Here is a 15,526-nt window from a genome sequence, read left to right on the forward strand (position 1 = left end):
TTTCACATCTTATCACGTTCGTTATTAGCGAGTCAAGAAGTTTTTTATCGAATCTCGTTTTCTTTTCTCGTATTTTGTCGTCGTTCTTGGCGACAAGGAATAATCTATCACATATAAAATTCTAAATCAAGAGTAATTTTAAAAGTTTTTTTATCGGCAAACGAGAAACAGCTAAAATATCGTGATACGAAAGGAAAAAGAGCGAGAAAAACATCTCGCTCTTTCTATCAAATATCTCTACTATATTCAGGCTTGAACTACATACCCGTTTCTTTTCTTACGATATTGAAAGATTCCTACTCCAGCCATAAGAGCCAGTCCCGCGCCCATCGCCAACCATTCCGGAAAGATGAACAAGATCCCCTATGCAATTGCCACTAGCGAAAGAGCAACAGGAGACCTATTCCTTTGCTCGCTGGTAAAACTCTTCGCGCAACAGCCCCATCATGATGGTGTCGTAATACTGCCCATCTACATATTCATTTTGGCGCAGTCGCCCTTCTATCACAAAGCCTGATTTTTCATACGCGCGAATGGCACGCGTATTTCCGCTCCACGTATCCAGCTGCACCCGATTCAAGTTCAGCTTGGAAAAGAGGAAGTCGAGCAGGAGACGCAATGTATCTGTACCGTAGCCTTTGCTCCAATAGTCTTTCGCCATGATCGCAATGCCAATTGTGGCTGTCCGCGTAATGGGATTCACATCTCGGTAATCACAATTGCCGATGTGTTCTCCGTCCACGGTATAGACAGAGAATACAAAACCCTTTAATTTATCATCCGGCCGTGAAGCGCGAACGTTTTCCTCATACATGGCTTTCAGTGAGTCGAGTGAAACATAACTATAGGTTACCAGGCCTGAGCCCGCTGCCCATTTGGCTGCTTCTTCATCGTTGCGCCAATGGAACAGTCTCTCCATATCCTCAGCAATAACTGGTCGTAATTCTACTAAATTCCCTTTGATCATTAAGTATCCTACCCTTCGATTGGTGTTTGAAAATGGAGTCTCTTTGGTTTGAAGTGATTTTGAATTTGTTCATGGTCACCACACCTTTCGAAGTAAGATACCGATTATTCTAACAAAAAAACCACGCTCTGGAAACAGAGGTGGTTATTACTTCATTTGTTAGCGACGCCTCTGAAGCTCCGTCAGTACTTCATCCAGCGGCAGCTTTTGCTCGCGTAACAAAACCATCAAGTGAAAGATCAGATCAGAGGCCTCGTACCGAAGCTCCTCACGACTTCGATTTTTCGCTGCAATAATGACCTCGGCAGCCTCTTCCCCGACCTTTTTCAGGATTTTGTCTACGCCTTTTTCGAACAAGTAGGTGGTGTAGGAACCTTCCGGGCGCTCTGCCTCCCGGGCAGCAATCAATTCTTCCAGCTCACTCAAGATCGCAAACCGATCTGCTTGTACCGGCTCATCTTCTGTATCGGAGAAAACTTCCTGCGAGAAACAGCTGTACGCTCCCGTATGACAAGCAGGCCCTTTCGGCTCGACCATCACAACCAGTGCATCTCCATCGCAATCATACTGCATAGAGACAATCCGCTGTGTATGACCCGAGGTCTCACCCTTATGCCACAATTGTTGTCGGGAACGGCTCCAAAACCATGTTTCTTTGGTCGCCAATGACTTTTGTAGCGATTCTTCATTCATATAGGCAAGCGTCAAGACTGTCTTGCTTCCGGCATCCTGCACGATGACAGGGATCAAACCCTTTTCGTCAAAACGCAATTTTTCCACTGCAAACGCTTCTGCTCCTGTCATGGTCGTACGACAACTCCTTTGGTTTGCAAATACTCTTTCACCGAGTGAATCGACGTCTCGTCATAGTGAAAAATGGATGCGGCCAGCGCTGCATCTGCCTTTCCCTGAGTCAGCACATCGTAAAAATGCTCCCTCGAGCCCGCTCCACCAGAAGCAATGACCGGAATCCCGACCGCTGCTGATACCCGCTTGGTCAATTCGAGTCCAAAGCCTTTCTTTTCCCCATCGTCATCCATGCTGGTCAAAAGGATTTCGCCCGCTCCCAGCGCTTCTGCCTCCTGCGCCCAACGGATGACATCCCTACCCGTCGCATTCCGTCCACCGTGGGTATACACTTCCCAGCGATCTTCCCCGACATTTCTCGCGTCGATCGCCACGACGATACATTGTGAGCCGAAGACCGTCGCTCCCTCACGGATCAATTCTGGACGCAAAACAGCCGCTGTATTCAACGAGATTTTGTCCGCACCCGCACGCAATATCCTTTTCATATCGTCGACGCTGTTAATGCCACCACCAACCGTGAAAGGAATCGTAATGTTTGCGGCCGTTTTTTCGATGACATCCACCATCGTCTTGCGCCCTTCGTGGGACGCAGAAATATCGAGAAAGATCAGCTCGTCTGCTCTTTCCTCGCTATACTTTTTTGCCAGTTCAACCGGGTCTCCTGCATCGCGAAGTCCGACGAACTGCACACCTTTTACCACCCGTCCGTCTTTTACATCGAGACACGGGATGATTCGTTTAGCCAGCATTCGCTTCACGCCCCTCCATACGCTGGAGCGCTTCTTCCAATGTAAAAGCGTCCGTGTAGAGTGCTTTGCCAACAATGGCACCAGAGACTCCGTCTGAAGCATGGGCAGCCAGCGTCAACAAGTCGTCCAGTTGGCTGACACCTCCCGAGGCAATCACCGATTTACCTGTAGCCATCGCCAAGGCTGCAATTTCTTCTACATTGGGTCCTGTCATCGTGCCATCACGGGCGATATCGGTGTAAATAAACGTCTCGGCGCCATACGTAACCAACCGCTTGGCAAGCTCTGTCGCTTGCACATCTGTCGTGGTCAACCAACCTCTGGTAGCCACCAGTCCATTCCGGCAGTCTAGACCAATCGCGATTTTGTCCCCATAGTTTTGAAGAATTCGCTTCGTAAAAGGCTCGTCTTCGATAGCTGCAGTCCCGACAATCACTCGCGAAACACCCGCTTCCAAATAGTCCGCGATCTGCTCTTCTGTTCGAATGCCGCCTCCAACCTGCACAGGTACAGGGATCGAGCGCGCTATCTCTTTGATAAGCGCTGCATTTGCAGGCTTTCCTTCCTTTGCCCCATCCAAATCTACGAGATGAACCCAGGACGCCCCTTGCTCTACCCAGCGCTTCGCCATCGCGAGCGGTGAATCAGCGTACACTGTCTCTTGCCCGTAATCTCCTTGGAAAAGTCGAACACACTTGCCCCCGCGAATATCGATCGCCGGATAAACGATAAAGCTCATGTCAAAACCCCCTCGCATTGAACGGCAAAGTTACGCAGCAGCAGCATTCCTGTCTCTCCGCTCTTTTCCGGGTGAAACTGCATACCGTATACGTTGTCACGATTCACAATGGCTGTGACCTCCTGGTGATAGTCACTTGTCGCAAGCAAGACATCAGACTGGCACAAGACATGATACGAATGGACAAAGTAGACGTAATCACCATCCTGCACACCGTTTAGTAACGGTTGCTTTTGCTTTATTATCAGTTGGTTCCATCCCATGTGCGGTACCTTGTAATCCCCGCGAAAACGAACGACCTCACCACCGAGCAGTCCCAAACCCGTATGCTCGCCATGTTCCGCACTTTTCTCAAATAAAAGCTGCATGCCGAGACAAATGCCCAAGATCGGACGACCTGATGCTGCGTATCCCTTGATCGCTTGCTCTAATCCAAGCTCACGTATGTTGGTGATAGCATCTCCGAACGCCCCCACTCCCGGCAAAATCAACCCGCTATATTCTTGCAGACGCTCAGCCTGCGATACGAACTTGTACGAATAGCCCAGCCTTTCCAACGCCTTGCTCAAGCTGTACAAATTCCCCATGCCGTAATCGATGATGCCGATCATACTATAAAACCCCTTTTGTTGACGGGACCCCTTTTACACGCGGATCGATCGTCGTCGCTTCATCCAGTGCACGGCCCAGCGCTTTGAAAATCGCCTCGATCATGTGGTGCGTATTGTGACCGTAGTGCAGGATCACATGCAGATTGATCCGTGCCTCCAGTGCGAGTTTCCATAAAAATTCGTGCACCAGCTCCGTCGGAAACTGACCAACCATATTTGTAGGGTACGTAGCGCGATATTCCAGATGAGGACGGTTGCTGATATCAATGACGACCTGCGCGAGCGCGTCATCCATCGGGACAAACGCATTTCCATAACGCTTGATGCCTTTCTTGTCTCCCAACGCTTCCCGCAGAGCATGCCCAAGACAAATCCCGATATCCTCCACCGTGTGGTGATAGTCGATTTCGATATCTCCCTTAGCCTTGACAGTCAGGTCAAAATGTCCGTGTCGGGTAAACAGGTCTAGCATATGATCCAGAAACGGAACACCCGAATTTTGCTTGCTCTCACCCGCGCCGTCTACACCAAAGGAAAGCGCGATCTGCGTCTCATTCGTATTGCGTTCGATCTGTGCTGTACGTTGTTTCCCTTCACTCATCTCTTTTCACTCTCCTGCTCTTCACTCTCAAAATCTCGCAATCGCGCAAGGATCGCTCGACCGTGCCCAGACAATCCTTCCTGCTCTGCCAGTGCCACAATTTTATGTCCATTGTCTCGCAAATCTCGTTTGCTGTAGGAAACAACACTAGACTTCTTAATAAAATCATCGACGGATAATGGCGAGGAAAAACGCGCCGTTCCATTCGTAGGAATCACATGATTGGTACCAGCAAAATAATCGCCGACTGGCTCTGAGCTGTATGGGCCGAGGAAAATCGCACCTGCATTTTCCACTTTTCCGAGATGCTCAAACGGCTCCGCCACCATGATTTCCAAATGCTCAGGTGCGATACGGTTGATAACGGCAAAACCTTCTTCCAAATCGTCGACGAGTAAAATAGCGCCGTAGTCGCGTATCGCCGCTTCCGCAATCGCTTTACGTGGAAGGTCGGCAAGCTGTCGCTCGACTTCCTGTGACACCTGCTCCGCCAACGATTGCGATGTCGTAACCAATATTGCGGCTGACATCGGATCATGCTCGGCCTGAGACAGCAGGTCTGCCGCGACGTATCGCGGGTTGGCCGTCTCATCTGCGATCACCGCAATTTCACTTGGCCCTGCCACCATGTCGATACTGACCAATCCGAAAACTTCTCGCTTTGCCAGTGCCACGAAAATATTACCGGGCCCAACAATTTTATCAACTGCTTTGATTTGCTCCGTTCCGTAGGTCAATGCCGCGATCGCCTGTGCCCCACCTGCCTTATATATCTCGGTCACACCTGCAATTTGGGCCGCAACGAGTATCGCAGGATTGATTTTCCCGTCCGCTCTTGGTGGTGTCGTAATGACAACTTGTGGAACACCTGCGATTTTAGCAGGGATGGCATTCATCAATACACTGGAAGGATAAGCTGCCGTTCCGCCTGGTACATACAATCCTACGCGCTGCAATGGACGTATCAGTTGGCCTAACAAGGTGCCACTCTCTCTGGTGGTAAACCAGGACTGACGGACTTGTCGCTCGTGAAATGCCCGAATATTTTCGGCTGCTTCTATCAATGCCGCTTTGACTTGTGGAGAAACGAGCGCACTTGCTTCTGCAAATTCGCCTTCGCTCACACGGAAGTTTTGTAGAAGCACACGATCAAATCGTTCTGTGTAATAGCGCAGCGCTTCGTCCCCTTGCTGGCGAACCGAGGTGAGGATCGCCTTCACCGCTTCTTGCTGTTCTCTCGTCCCTGCGTCTACCGATCGTTTCCCGTCATACTGGCTGGCTGACATGATACGCATGGCTGTCTCCCCTTTTTCTCTAGTTCCCGCGAGGAATGACCTCTAAAAATTTTCCGGCGATCTCGTCCACCGCTTCACTTTTCATCCGATAGCTGGCTCGATTGGCAATCAGCCTCGTCGTAATTTCACAAATGCTCTCCAGTTCGACCAAGCCATTTTCCCGTAATGTCCTACCTGTTGAGACAATATCCACAATACGATCAGCCAGTCCAATCATCGGTGCAAGCTCCACTGAACCATTCAGCTTGATTACCTCTACCTGCTGTCCCTGCTCACGAAAATAACGTGACGCAATCTTCGGATATTTCGTCGCAACACGCAGCGCTTCTGTCGGTTTCCAATCTGGCAGACCTGCTACCATCATGCGACAATAGCCGATATGCAAATCCAACAGCTCGTAAACATCTCGTTCTTCTTCCAATAAAACATCCTTGCCAACCACTCCAACGTCAGCCACCCCATACTCTACATAAGTAGGAACATCGGTAGGCTTCGCCATAATGAATTCAAGCTTGGCATTTTCCACAGGGATAATCAGTTTACGAGAATCTTGTAGATCCGCAGTGACCTGCAAACCAGCCTGCTGGAGGAAGTGGACGGCCTCTTCAAAAATCCGCCCTTTTGGCATGGCGATCGTCAGCTTTTGGTCGTTTTTCGTGAGTGCCATCTCCTACTCCTCCTGTTGCGTCATGCAAATGACCTTGGTATATCCCGCTTCTTGTCCAACCTGTTTCTCATCTATTCTGGAAACGAGACGTGCCACCACCACGAGCCCGTTCTCACGCAATTGCTGTGCCTCTGCCAAAGCGGCGCCGCGGCAATCCTCGGTGTATACAAGCAAAACTCGCGCAGGTGCTTGCCGTTTTTCGAAAGGAGTGACCTGAAGCAGCCGATCCATCTTGATCGCAAAGCCTGTGGCCGATGCCGCACGCCCAAATTGGGAGAGCAACTGATCGTAGCGTCCTCCGCCCAATAGTGGGGAGCCCAGGTCTGCCGCGTACCCTTCAAAAACGATGCCTGTATAGTAGTTCAAATTGATGATCAGATTGAAATCGATCAACAAATCCTCCGTCACTCCGTAGGCTTCTAACGACTCCCACAAGGAAGCAATCGTCTCGACTGCCCTCCTTGCCTTTCCGTTGCCTGCCAGTTCACGCGCGACTTCAATCTTCCCTTTTCCCCCTTGCAGGCGTAGCAAGGCTTCCAATCGGCTTTTTGCCTCTGTAGGGATGTCTACTGTTGCTAGTAGTTGCCGGAAGCCAACGAAGTCCCGCTCGTACAAAAACTGACGGAATTGATTGCGAACATACTCATCCTCAATCTCTTCCTCCAAAAGACCGTCTACGAAATCGACATGCCCAATGGCAATGCGAAACGTCTCTACACCTGCTACCCGCAAGCAAAACACAGCAAGTGCAATGGCTTCCGCATCCGCATCGACAGACGCATCTCCGATCAGCTCGATCCCGGTTTGAGAAAACTCCGCATTCCGTCCCGCTTCCTTTTCTTGTGCCCGAAACACATTTGCCTGGTAATACAACCGAATTGGCAATGGAACATCTTTATAAAGGGAGGAAACAACCCTTGCAATTGGCGTTGTCATATCCGGACGCAGGACTACGGTGTGGCCTTGTTTATCCAGGAGGCGAAACATCCGGTCTGTTAGTGTCGCACTTGCTGCTCCTACCGTATCGAAGTACTCCAGAGAGGGTGTGGATATTTCGTCATAGCCCCATCGCTCGATACACTTCCGCAGCTCCCGCTCCAAGTGCCGTTGTTTCGCCAGTGATTCCGGCAGTATGTCCCGCATCCCGAGCGGCTTTTCGAATCCCAAGGGTTTTGCCATCCTTGTTCCCTCCATCACATTCGCTTTACTCTGCTAATATGGTAATAAACTAAAGTGTTATGAAGAAGATTACCACGTCGAGAATCTTAGGTCAACCAAGATAAGAATAGTCGGAAAATTTAACACAAAACTAAAAACCGCCAGGATAAACTCCTGACGGCTGATCATAATGGAAGAGACGCTACATGACTTCTTCCTCTGAAGCTTTCGTTCGAATGAGCTGCATGGGGTTTCCACCTACAAAGGCACCAGGCGGGACATCTTTATGAACAACCGTTCCCGCTGCGACAATGGCCCCTTTGCCTATCGTTACTCCCGGCAAAATGGTAGTGTTGGCCCCCACCAAGACAGCATCCTCAATAATCACTTCTCCCAAACGGTATTCATCTATCAAATATTCATGCGCAAGTATGGTCGTATTGTACCCGATCACGCAATTACGACCGATCTTGATTTTCTCAGGAAACATAATGTCCATCATCACCATCAACGCAACAGCACTATGCTGCCCTACTTCCATACGCAAAAATGTTCGGTACATCCAGTTCTTCCACGAAACGATCGGCGTATACCTGGAGAGTTGGATGACGATAAAATTTTTCATGACTTTCCAGAAGCTTACCGTTTGATACATGTGCCAAAGCGGATTTACCCCATTTACGGGATAACGTGTTGTCTTCCTCATATGCGTCTCTTTCTCCTACAAATCAGAATCGGCATCTTCTAAAATGGCATTCGACTGTTTCCGTGTGAAGTGCATCGCTGCGTTGTAACCCATCCGTTTCAGACGGAAGTTCATCGCTGCAACCTCAATGATGACTGCCAAGTTTCGTCCTGGTCGAACAGGAACGGTAATAATCGGAATTTCGGTATCCATGATCTTCAATGTTTCCTCATCGAGCCCCAACCGCTCGTACATTTTATGTGGCTCCCACAGCTCTAGCTGAACAACCATCTCGATGTTTTTCACATTGCGCACGGCACCTGCACCAAACATCGTCATAATGTTGATAATCCCCACGCCGCGGATTTCCAAGAGATGCTGAATCAGCTCAGGAGCGCTACCGCTTAGCTGCCCGCCCTGTGTCTGCTTAATCTCCACTGCGTCATCTGCTACGAGTCGGTGTCCGCGCTTTACAAGCTCAAGTGCGGCTTCACTCTTCCCGATCCCGCTCGAACCCATAATCAAAACGCCGACACCGTAAATGTCTGTGAGTACCCCATGAATTGTCGTCGTTGGTGCAAGACGGTTCTCCAGGAAGTTGGTCACTTTCCCGACTAGCGTCGTCGTTGCCAGCGGGGACTGAAGTACAGGTACCCCCAACCGATTGGAAACGTCAATCATCTCTTCAGGCACCATCTGATTACGGGTCACACAGAAGCAAGGAACCTGACTTTGCATGAGAAAATTCATCCGTTCCAGCCGTTCCTCTGGAGTCAGCGTTTGAAAAAAGTTGATTTCCGTCAAGCCGAACAATTGAATCCGCTCTTCCGCATAATACGAATAGTAACCGGCTAACTGCAGGCCGGGACGACTCAAATCCGTTACGGTAATCTCACGCCCCAAGCCCTCTTCCCCGCTCAAGATCGTCATATTGAAATGGTCCACTAGATGGCTCACATTCGTCTTACGCATGAAGCTTCCCCCTTACATGGGATTTTCCGTCCCTATGGTTGTGTCTCTATTGTATCGAAACCTCTGTACTTACGACAACCTAATAAGACCGAGCATCCTTATTAGGCAAAAACCCCGCGACTCGTTTGAGAGAATACGGGGCTTTTTCGAACATACTACCTCTTTTCTTTTTTCATCCCTACTACAACTTCAATGAGGTAGCCAAAAATACTCATCAGTGCTGCTGCCACGATGACAGTGCCAATGTTGTCAGGCCATGGCCCCACTTCAAATCCATCAATAAAATAGGCAGTCAACGCAAACGTCACGGCATTAATGACAAACCAGAACAAACCGATCGTCAATACTTGCAAGGGAAAAGTAAAAAACAGCAGAATCGGCCGAATCACTGTGTTGACCATCCCCAAAATCAACGTAGCCCATAGTGCTACTGTGAAATTCGCTACATAAATGGAATGGAACCAATTGCTGATCAAAAGTAGCGCAGCCCCATTTAAAAGCATTTTGATTATCCAGCGGCTCATGGTGCATTCCCCCTATACAGTCTTGCAATCGCGCAACGATTAACGATTCCCCGTTACTTCCCATTCCCATTGCTCAAAAAACGTTGTCATGAATTGATGCCTGTCTTCGGCGATTTTCTGGGCAGTCTTGGTGAAAAGCTTGTCTTTGATGCGCTGCAGCTTCCAAGTGTATTCCTTATAAGGTGTATGCTGATTGGGGTCATCCGATTGTATGGGTTGCCCAATAACCCCAGTATAAGCAAAAACCCGAGCCACTCCAATAGCCCCAATCGAATCCAGCTTGTCTGCATCAAACAAGACCTTTTCTTCCAAGGTATGTGGCGGTCGGTCTTTGCGAAAACGATGGGCGAGAATTGCAGACTGTACACGTGAGATGAATGCTTCCGTCATACTGCGTTCGGAGAGCCATTCCCCTGCTAGTCTTGCGCTGATTTCGGCATGGCACTCACCTGTTTGCCGTTCTTCTGCTCTCCCGATATCATGCAGCAAAGCAGCGAGGCGCAGCACTTCCATATCTGCCCCTTCCTCGCGGCCAATCCGCTCACACATCGCCATCACACGCAAATTATGTTGCCAATCGTGAGCAGGATCTTGTCCATCAAAGCGCTTCTGTGCTTCTGCCACCAGATCGGCAGGTAGTGCGGCAAGAGAATCCTTCACGTAATAATCCATCTTTTCTTCCCCCTATGCGTCCACCTAGCAAAGACGCCTCCCTGAATCAGGGAGGCTGTCTCTCGATTACTTCGAAACGAATTGCTCTAGCTTGGCATTCGTCCGTTCTCTATCACGTTCCAAAATCGGCTTTAAATAGATACCCGTATAAGAGCCTTCCATTTTTGCCACTTCTTCCGGTGTTCCCGTTCCGACAATTTCTCCGCCACGGGTACCACCCTCAGGCCCCAAATCTACGATGTAATCAACCGTTTTGATTACATCGAGATTGTGCTCGATGACTAGCACCGTCTCCCCGTTTTCCACCAATCGTTGCAGTACCTTCAACAAACGATCAATGTCATCCGTATGCAGACCAGTTGTCGGTTCATCCAGAATGTAAAGCGTACGCCCTGTGCTGCGTCGATACAGCTCAGATGCGAGCTTGACACGTTGCGCTTCCCCGCCTGAGAGCGTCGTAGCAGGCTGCCCAAGCTTTACGTATCCTAGCCCTACGTCTACAATCGTCTGTAGTTTGCGCTCAATCTTTGGCAGGTTCCGGAAAAACTCTACGCCATCCTCAATGGTCATTTCCAGCACATCTGCAATGTTCTTGCCTTTGTATTTTACATCGAGCGTCTCGCGGTTGTAGCGTTTGCCGTGGCAAACTTCGCAAGGCACATACACATCCGGCAAAAAGTGCATCTCGATTTTAATGATCCCGTCACCACTGCACGCTTCACAACGGCCGCCCTTGACGTTAAAGCTGAAGCGACCTTTTTTATAGCCGCGCACTTTGGCTTCGTTGGTGGAAGCAAACAGGTCGCGAATATCATCAAAGACACCTGTATATGTCGCCGGATTGGAACGTGGTGTACGTCCAATTGGAGATTGGTCGATGTCGATCACCTTATCCAAATGCTCCAGTCCCAGGATGCGGCGATGCTCACCTGGCTTCACCTTTGCCTTATTCAAATCACGAGCTAGTGTCTTTTGCAAAATTTCATTGATCAGCGTACTTTTTCCTGAGCCAGATACACCTGTTACGGCAACAAAAACGCCTAGAGGAAGCTTCGCAGTGACGTTTTTCAGGTTGTTTTCCTTCGCGCCCTCAATCTTGATCCATTTGTCCGAAGGCTTGCGACGCTCCATCGGAACAGGGATGAATTTGCGCCCACTTAAATAGGCACCCGTCAAGGAGTTAGGGTCCTTCATGACTTCATCCGGAGTTCCTGCCGCTACGATTTGACCGCCATGTATGCCAGCGCCCGGTCCAATATCGATAATATAATCGCAGGCCATCATCGTATCCTCATCATGCTCGACGACGATCAATGTATTCCCCAGCTTGGTCATATGCTCCAACGTCTTGATCAGACGCGCGTTATCCCGCTGATGCAGTCCGATACTCGGCTCATCCAAAATGTAGAGAACGCCCATCAGACTAGAACCGATCTGCGTAGCCAGTCGAATCCGCTGCGCTTCTCCCCCAGACAATGTTCCCGCTGCACGGCTCAGTGTCAGGTAATCCAGTCCGACATCAATCAAGAAGTTCAGTCGCTCCTTGATTTCTTTTACGATCAGGTTCGCGATCTTCGTTTCCCGCTCTGTCAGTTCCAGCCCACCGACAAACTGATGCGCATCGAGAATCGACAGCGTAGTCAGCTCAGAAATGCTGCGCTCCCCGACCTTTACCGCCAAGCTCTCCTGACGCAAACGTTGGCCTTTGCAGACAGGACACGCCTTTTGGCTCATGAAGCCTTCGATTTGTTCACGGATGTAATCTGAGCTCGTCTCCAGATGACGTCGTTGCAGATTAATGACGACACCCTCGAACGGTACGACCGCCTCACGCACTTGCCCGAACTCGTTCTCATAGCGGAAGTGAATTTTTTCGCCTTCACTGCCGTACATCAAGATTTGTCGGTGCGCTGCCGTAAGCTCCTCGTATGGCACATCCATCCGAATGTTAAAGTGGCGGCAAGCTGATTCCAACAATTGTTGATAGTAAGTAGAAGTCTTCGGCTCCCATGCGCCAATCGCCCCATCATCGAGCGTCTTCGTCGCATCGGGAACGACCATATCCGGGTCTACCTCCAACTTGACACCCAGTCCATCACACTCCGAACAAGCACCAAACGGGCTGTTAAAGGAGAAAATCCGCGGCTCCAGCTCCCCGATGGAGAATCCACATATCGCGCAAGCATGCTTTTCACTGAACAGCAGCTCTTCTTGCTCCATTACATCGACGATGACCTTGCCATCTGCTAAACGAAGTGCCGTTTCCAAGGAGTCTGCGAGACGCGCCTGTACATCCGGCTTCACGACGATCCGGTCAACGACAACCTCAATGTTATGCTTCTTGTTCTTTTCCAGCTTGATGTCTTCGGACAGATCGGTAATTTCACCATTGACCCGCACACGGACGAAGCCTTGCTTGCGGATGTCCTCGAGCAGCTTGACGTGCTCTCCCTTGCGTCCTTGTACCATAGGCGCGAGAATCTGCATTTTCGTGCGCTCAGGATACTCCAATAGTCGATCGACCATTTGTTCAATGGTCTGGGATTGGATCTCGATTCCATGCTCCGGACAAACCGCTCTACCGACACGCGCATACAAAAGGCGCAAATAGTCGTAGATTTCCGTAACCGTACCTACCGTGGAGCGAGGGTTGCGGCTCGTTGTTTTCTGGTCAATCGAGATCGCAGGGGAAAGTCCCTCAATCGAATCCACGTCCGGCTTGTCCATCTGTCCGAGAAATTGACGGGCGTATGCGGACAGTGACTCGACATAGCGTCGTTGTCCCTCTGCGTAAATCGTGTCAAAAGCAAGCGAGGACTTACCCGAGCCAGACAAACCCGTCAGAACGACGAATTTGTCCCTCGGAATGACTACATCAACATTTTTTAGGTTGTGGGCACGTGCACCCTTTACGACAATATGTTCTAATGGCATGAAAAAAACCTCTCCTTAGAGTTCCGCCTTCAGCTCAAGAATCAAATCACGCAATTCGGCCGCACGCTCGAACATGAGGTTGCGTGCCGCTTCCTTCATTTCTTCTTCCATACGTTCTATAACAGCCACGCGATCCTTCTTCGGCATTTTCTTGAAATCTGCATGTGGCAAGTAATCTGCTTTTTCCTCCGCTACCTTGGTCGCCTCGATCACTTCGCGGACGGACTTTTTCACGGTTTGCGGCGTGATGCCGTGCTCTTCATTGTAAGCCATCTGAATAGAACGACGACGGTCTGTCTCACGAATCGCAGAGGTCATCGAATCTGTCATTTTGTCAGCGTACATAATAACGCGTCCCTCTGCGTTCCGCGCAGCCCGACCAATCGTCTGAATCAGCGAACGCTCATTGCGAAGGAAGCCTTCCTTGTCTGCATCCAATATCGCTACAAGTGATACTTCCGGCAAGTCAAGACCTTCCCTCAAGAGGTTGATCCCGACTAGCACGTCAAATTCACCCAAGCGCAATGAACGCAAAATCTGCATCCGCTCAATCGTTTTAATATCCGAGTGAAGATAACGCACCTTGATTCCGATTTCTTTCAGATAGTCCGTCAAATCCTCAGACATTTTCTTCGTCAGAGTCGTGACGAGAACCCGCTCATTTTTCGCAATTGTGGCTTGAATTTCGCCAATCAAATCGTCAATCTGTCCCTTGATCGGACGTACCGTAACCGTTGGATCAATCAAGCCTGTCGGACGAATCACCTGCTGTACCATTTCCGGACTGTGTTCCAGCTCATAAAGACCAGGTGTAGCCGAAATGTAGATCGCTTGTTTCAGCTTTCCTTCAAACTCCTCGAACTTGAGTGGACGGTTATCGCGTGCAGAGGGCAGACGGAATCCGTGATCGACCAGTACATCCTTCCGTGCACGGTCACCGTTATACATCCCCCGAACCTGCGGCAAGGTCATATGCGACTCATCCATCATGACGATAAAATCTTCTGGGAAGTAATCTAGCAAGGTATAAGGAGCATGCCCGGCAGGCAGTCCCGTTAGATGGCGCGAGTAGTTTTCAATACCGGAGCAAAAGCCCATCTCCATCATCATCTCAATATCGTACCGTGTACGTTGCTCCAGTCGCTGTGCTTCCAGGAGCTTACCTGCATCACGGAATTCTTTCAGTCTTTCTTCCAGCTCGGCCTCGATGCTTTGGACAGCCAGCTTCATTTTTTCCTCGCGCGTCACGTAGTGAGATTTAGGGAAGATGGCAATGTGATCACGCTGTCCCAGAATCTCGCCGGTCAGTACGTCAATCGAAGTAATCCGCTCTATTTCATCTCCAAAAAACTCAACGCGAATCGCCTGCTCACTCTCTGAGGCAGGGAAAATCTCCACGACGTCCCCCCGCACACGGAACGTACCGCGCGTGAAGTTGATATCGTTGCGTGTGTACTGGATATCGACCAAACGATGCAAAATCTCGTCCCGTCCTGTTTCCATGCCAACACGTAAAGACAAGAGCAGCTCCCGATACTCCTCGGGAGAACCCAATCCGTAAATGCAGGAGACGGAGGCAACGATGATCACATCTCGGCGTTCAAACAACGCACTGGTAGCGGAGTGACGGAGCTTGTCGATCTCGTCGTTAATGCTCGAGTCTTTTTCAATAAACGTATCCGATTGGGGAATGTATGCTTCGGGTTGATAGTAATCGTAGTAGCTGACGAAGTATTCCACCGCGTTGTTCGGGAAAAACTCCTTAAACTCTGCACAAAGCTGAGCGGCCAGAGTTTTGTTGTGTGCCATCACGAGTGTTGGCCTGTTCACCTGAGCAATTACCTGGGCAGCCGTATAAGTCTTTCCCGTTCCCGTCGCACCCAGCAATGTCTGGTGTCGCTTGCCAGCCTGTAACCCTGCCACCAGCTCGGCAATGGCGGTCGGCTGGTCACCGGACGGTTGAAACTCCGATACCAATTCAAAACGCTCCATTCCCTCGTTCATCTCCTCATAGCATGACTGTTTCTACTTCCATTATAACACAATTTCAGCTAGTTTAAGCCCAAAATTCGAACAAACGTTTGTCTTCATCTTTCCACCGATTTTTCCGATATAAGATGAAGGAAGTGCAAACATGCACAG

The 15,526-nt window shown here is 49.8% G+C and carries 16 protein-coding genes; all 16 read right to left on the reverse strand.

All coding sequences use genetic code 11. The annotated features are described in order from the left end of the window. Positions 1-246 precede the first annotated feature (246 nt). Positions 247-330: an LPXTG cell wall anchor domain-containing protein gene (locus tag ACM6JA_RS28850; protein ID WP_414855344.1), complete on the reverse strand. Its 84-nt coding sequence runs from the start codon at positions 328-330 to the stop codon at positions 247-249. Between the two features lie 70 nt (positions 331-400). Continuing rightward, entirely contained in the window at positions 401-967 is a 567-nt protein-coding gene (locus tag ACM6JA_RS28855; RefSeq protein WP_414855170.1) for a GNAT family N-acetyltransferase, read from the reverse strand. Between the two features lie 159 nt (positions 968-1,126). After that, the gene (gene hisIE / locus ACM6JA_RS28860) at positions 1,127-1,771 is read right to left on the reverse strand and encodes a bifunctional phosphoribosyl-AMP cyclohydrolase/phosphoribosyl-ATP diphosphatase HisIE (RefSeq protein ID WP_414855171.1); all 645 of its coding nucleotides are present in this window, start codon (positions 1,769-1,771) and stop codon (positions 1,127-1,129) included. Continuing rightward, the gene (gene hisF / locus ACM6JA_RS28865; RefSeq protein WP_414855172.1) at positions 1,768-2,526 is read right to left on the reverse strand and encodes an imidazole glycerol phosphate synthase subunit HisF; all 759 of its coding nucleotides are present in this window, start codon (positions 2,524-2,526) and stop codon (positions 1,768-1,770) included. The genes hisIE and hisF overlap by 4 nt, the downstream gene beginning before the upstream one ends. Beyond that, a complete protein-coding gene (hisA, locus tag ACM6JA_RS28870; RefSeq protein WP_414855173.1) occupies positions 2,516-3,265 on the reverse strand; it encodes a 1-(5-phosphoribosyl)-5-[(5-phosphoribosylamino)methylideneamino]imidazole-4-carboxamide isomerase in 750 nt (249 codons plus the stop codon). The genes hisF and hisA overlap by 11 nt, the downstream gene beginning before the upstream one ends. Further along, positions 3,262-3,876: an imidazole glycerol phosphate synthase subunit HisH gene (gene hisH, locus ACM6JA_RS28875; protein WP_414855174.1), complete on the reverse strand. Its 615-nt coding sequence runs from the start codon at positions 3,874-3,876 to the stop codon at positions 3,262-3,264. The genes hisA and hisH overlap by 4 nt, the downstream gene beginning before the upstream one ends. A gap of 1 nt (position 3,877) precedes the next feature. After that, positions 3,878-4,477 carry an imidazoleglycerol-phosphate dehydratase HisB gene (gene hisB / locus ACM6JA_RS28880; RefSeq protein ID WP_007718302.1) on the reverse strand — a complete coding sequence of 200 codons (600 nt, stop codon included), beginning with the start codon at positions 4,475-4,477 and terminating at the stop codon, positions 3,878-3,880. After that, positions 4,474-5,772 carry a histidinol dehydrogenase gene (gene hisD, locus ACM6JA_RS28885; RefSeq protein ID WP_414855175.1) on the reverse strand — a complete coding sequence of 433 codons (1,299 nt, stop codon included), beginning with the start codon at positions 5,770-5,772 and terminating at the stop codon, positions 4,474-4,476. The genes hisB and hisD overlap by 4 nt, the downstream gene beginning before the upstream one ends. A gap of 19 nt (positions 5,773-5,791) precedes the next feature. Beyond that, complete coding sequence (gene hisG / locus ACM6JA_RS28890; protein ID WP_007718296.1) at positions 5,792-6,439, reverse strand: ATP phosphoribosyltransferase; 648 nt, start codon at positions 6,437-6,439, stop codon at positions 5,792-5,794. Positions 6,440-6,442: 3 nt separating this feature from the next. Next, the gene (locus ACM6JA_RS28895; protein ID WP_414855176.1) at positions 6,443-7,618 is read right to left on the reverse strand and encodes an ATP phosphoribosyltransferase regulatory subunit; all 1,176 of its coding nucleotides are present in this window, start codon (positions 7,616-7,618) and stop codon (positions 6,443-6,445) included. A 181-nt stretch (positions 7,619-7,799) separates the two neighbouring features. Further along, positions 7,800-8,303 (reverse strand): acyltransferase, encoded by a 504-nt coding sequence (locus ACM6JA_RS28900; RefSeq protein WP_007718291.1) that lies wholly within the window; start codon positions 8,301-8,303, stop codon positions 7,800-7,802. Between the two features lie 15 nt (positions 8,304-8,318). Next, positions 8,319-9,254, reverse strand: a complete 936-nt coding sequence (gene hprK, locus ACM6JA_RS28905) for an HPr(Ser) kinase/phosphatase (RefSeq protein WP_007718288.1) — start codon at positions 9,252-9,254, stop codon at positions 8,319-8,321. Between the two features lie 155 nt (positions 9,255-9,409). Further along, a complete protein-coding gene (locus ACM6JA_RS28910; protein ID WP_047069714.1) occupies positions 9,410-9,778 on the reverse strand; it encodes a phage holin family protein in 369 nt (122 codons plus the stop codon). Between the two features lie 39 nt (positions 9,779-9,817). After that, a complete protein-coding gene (locus ACM6JA_RS28915) occupies positions 9,818-10,450 on the reverse strand; it encodes an HD domain-containing protein (RefSeq protein ID WP_414855177.1) in 633 nt (210 codons plus the stop codon). A gap of 66 nt (positions 10,451-10,516) precedes the next feature. After that, positions 10,517-13,384 carry an excinuclease ABC subunit UvrA gene (gene uvrA, locus ACM6JA_RS28920; RefSeq protein ID WP_414855178.1) on the reverse strand — a complete coding sequence of 956 codons (2,868 nt, stop codon included), beginning with the start codon at positions 13,382-13,384 and terminating at the stop codon, positions 10,517-10,519. Positions 13,385-13,399: 15 nt separating this feature from the next. Beyond that, the gene (uvrB, locus tag ACM6JA_RS28925) at positions 13,400-15,376 is read right to left on the reverse strand and encodes an excinuclease ABC subunit UvrB (protein WP_007718279.1); all 1,977 of its coding nucleotides are present in this window, start codon (positions 15,374-15,376) and stop codon (positions 13,400-13,402) included. Positions 15,377-15,526 lie beyond the last annotated feature (150 nt).

It is taken from the genome of Brevibacillus sp. IT-7CA2 (assembly GCF_949767855.1).
Classification (GTDB): Bacteria; Bacillota; Bacilli; order Brevibacillales; family Brevibacillaceae; genus Brevibacillus.

Coding starts and splice junctions, on each gene's coding strand:
- ACM6JA_RS28850 (WP_414855344.1), bottom strand. CDS start 330: ATGGGCGCGGGACTGGCTCTTATGGCTGGAGTAGGAATCTTTCAATAT.
- ACM6JA_RS28855 (WP_414855170.1), bottom strand. CDS start 967: ATGATCAAAGGGAATTTAGTAGAATTACGACCAGTTATTGCTGAGGAT.
- hisIE (WP_414855171.1), bottom strand. CDS start 1,771: ATGACAGGAGCAGAAGCGTTTGCAGTGGAAAAATTGCGTTTTGACGAA.
- hisF (WP_414855172.1), bottom strand. CDS start 2,526: ATGCTGGCTAAACGAATCATCCCGTGTCTCGATGTAAAAGACGGACGG.
- hisA (WP_414855173.1), bottom strand. CDS start 3,265: ATGAGCTTTATCGTTTATCCGGCGATCGATATTCGCGGGGGCAAGTGT.
- hisH (WP_414855174.1), bottom strand. CDS start 3,876: ATGATCGGCATCATCGATTACGGCATGGGGAATTTGTACAGCTTGAGC.
- hisB (WP_007718302.1), bottom strand. CDS start 4,477: ATGAGTGAAGGGAAACAACGTACAGCACAGATCGAACGCAATACGAAT.
- hisD (WP_414855175.1), bottom strand. CDS start 5,772: ATGCGTATCATGTCAGCCAGCCAGTATGACGGGAAACGATCGGTAGAC.
- hisG (WP_007718296.1), bottom strand. CDS start 6,439: ATGGCACTCACGAAAAACGACCAAAAGCTGACGATCGCCATGCCAAAA.
- ACM6JA_RS28895 (WP_414855176.1), bottom strand. CDS start 7,618: ATGGCAAAACCCTTGGGATTCGAAAAGCCGCTCGGGATGCGGGACATA.
- ACM6JA_RS28900 (WP_007718291.1), bottom strand. CDS start 8,303: ATGAGGAAGACAACACGTTATCCCGTAAATGGGGTAAATCCGCTTTGG.
- hprK (WP_007718288.1), bottom strand. CDS start 9,254: ATGCGTAAGACGAATGTGAGCCATCTAGTGGACCATTTCAATATGACG.
- ACM6JA_RS28910 (WP_047069714.1), bottom strand. CDS start 9,778: ATGAGCCGCTGGATAATCAAAATGCTTTTAAATGGGGCTGCGCTACTT.
- ACM6JA_RS28915 (WP_414855177.1), bottom strand. CDS start 10,450: ATGGATTATTACGTGAAGGATTCTCTTGCCGCACTACCTGCCGATCTG.
- uvrA (WP_414855178.1), bottom strand. CDS start 13,384: ATGCCATTAGAACATATTGTCGTAAAGGGTGCACGTGCCCACAACCTA.
- uvrB (WP_007718279.1), bottom strand. CDS start 15,376: ATGGAGCGTTTTGAATTGGTATCGGAGTTTCAACCGTCCGGTGACCAG.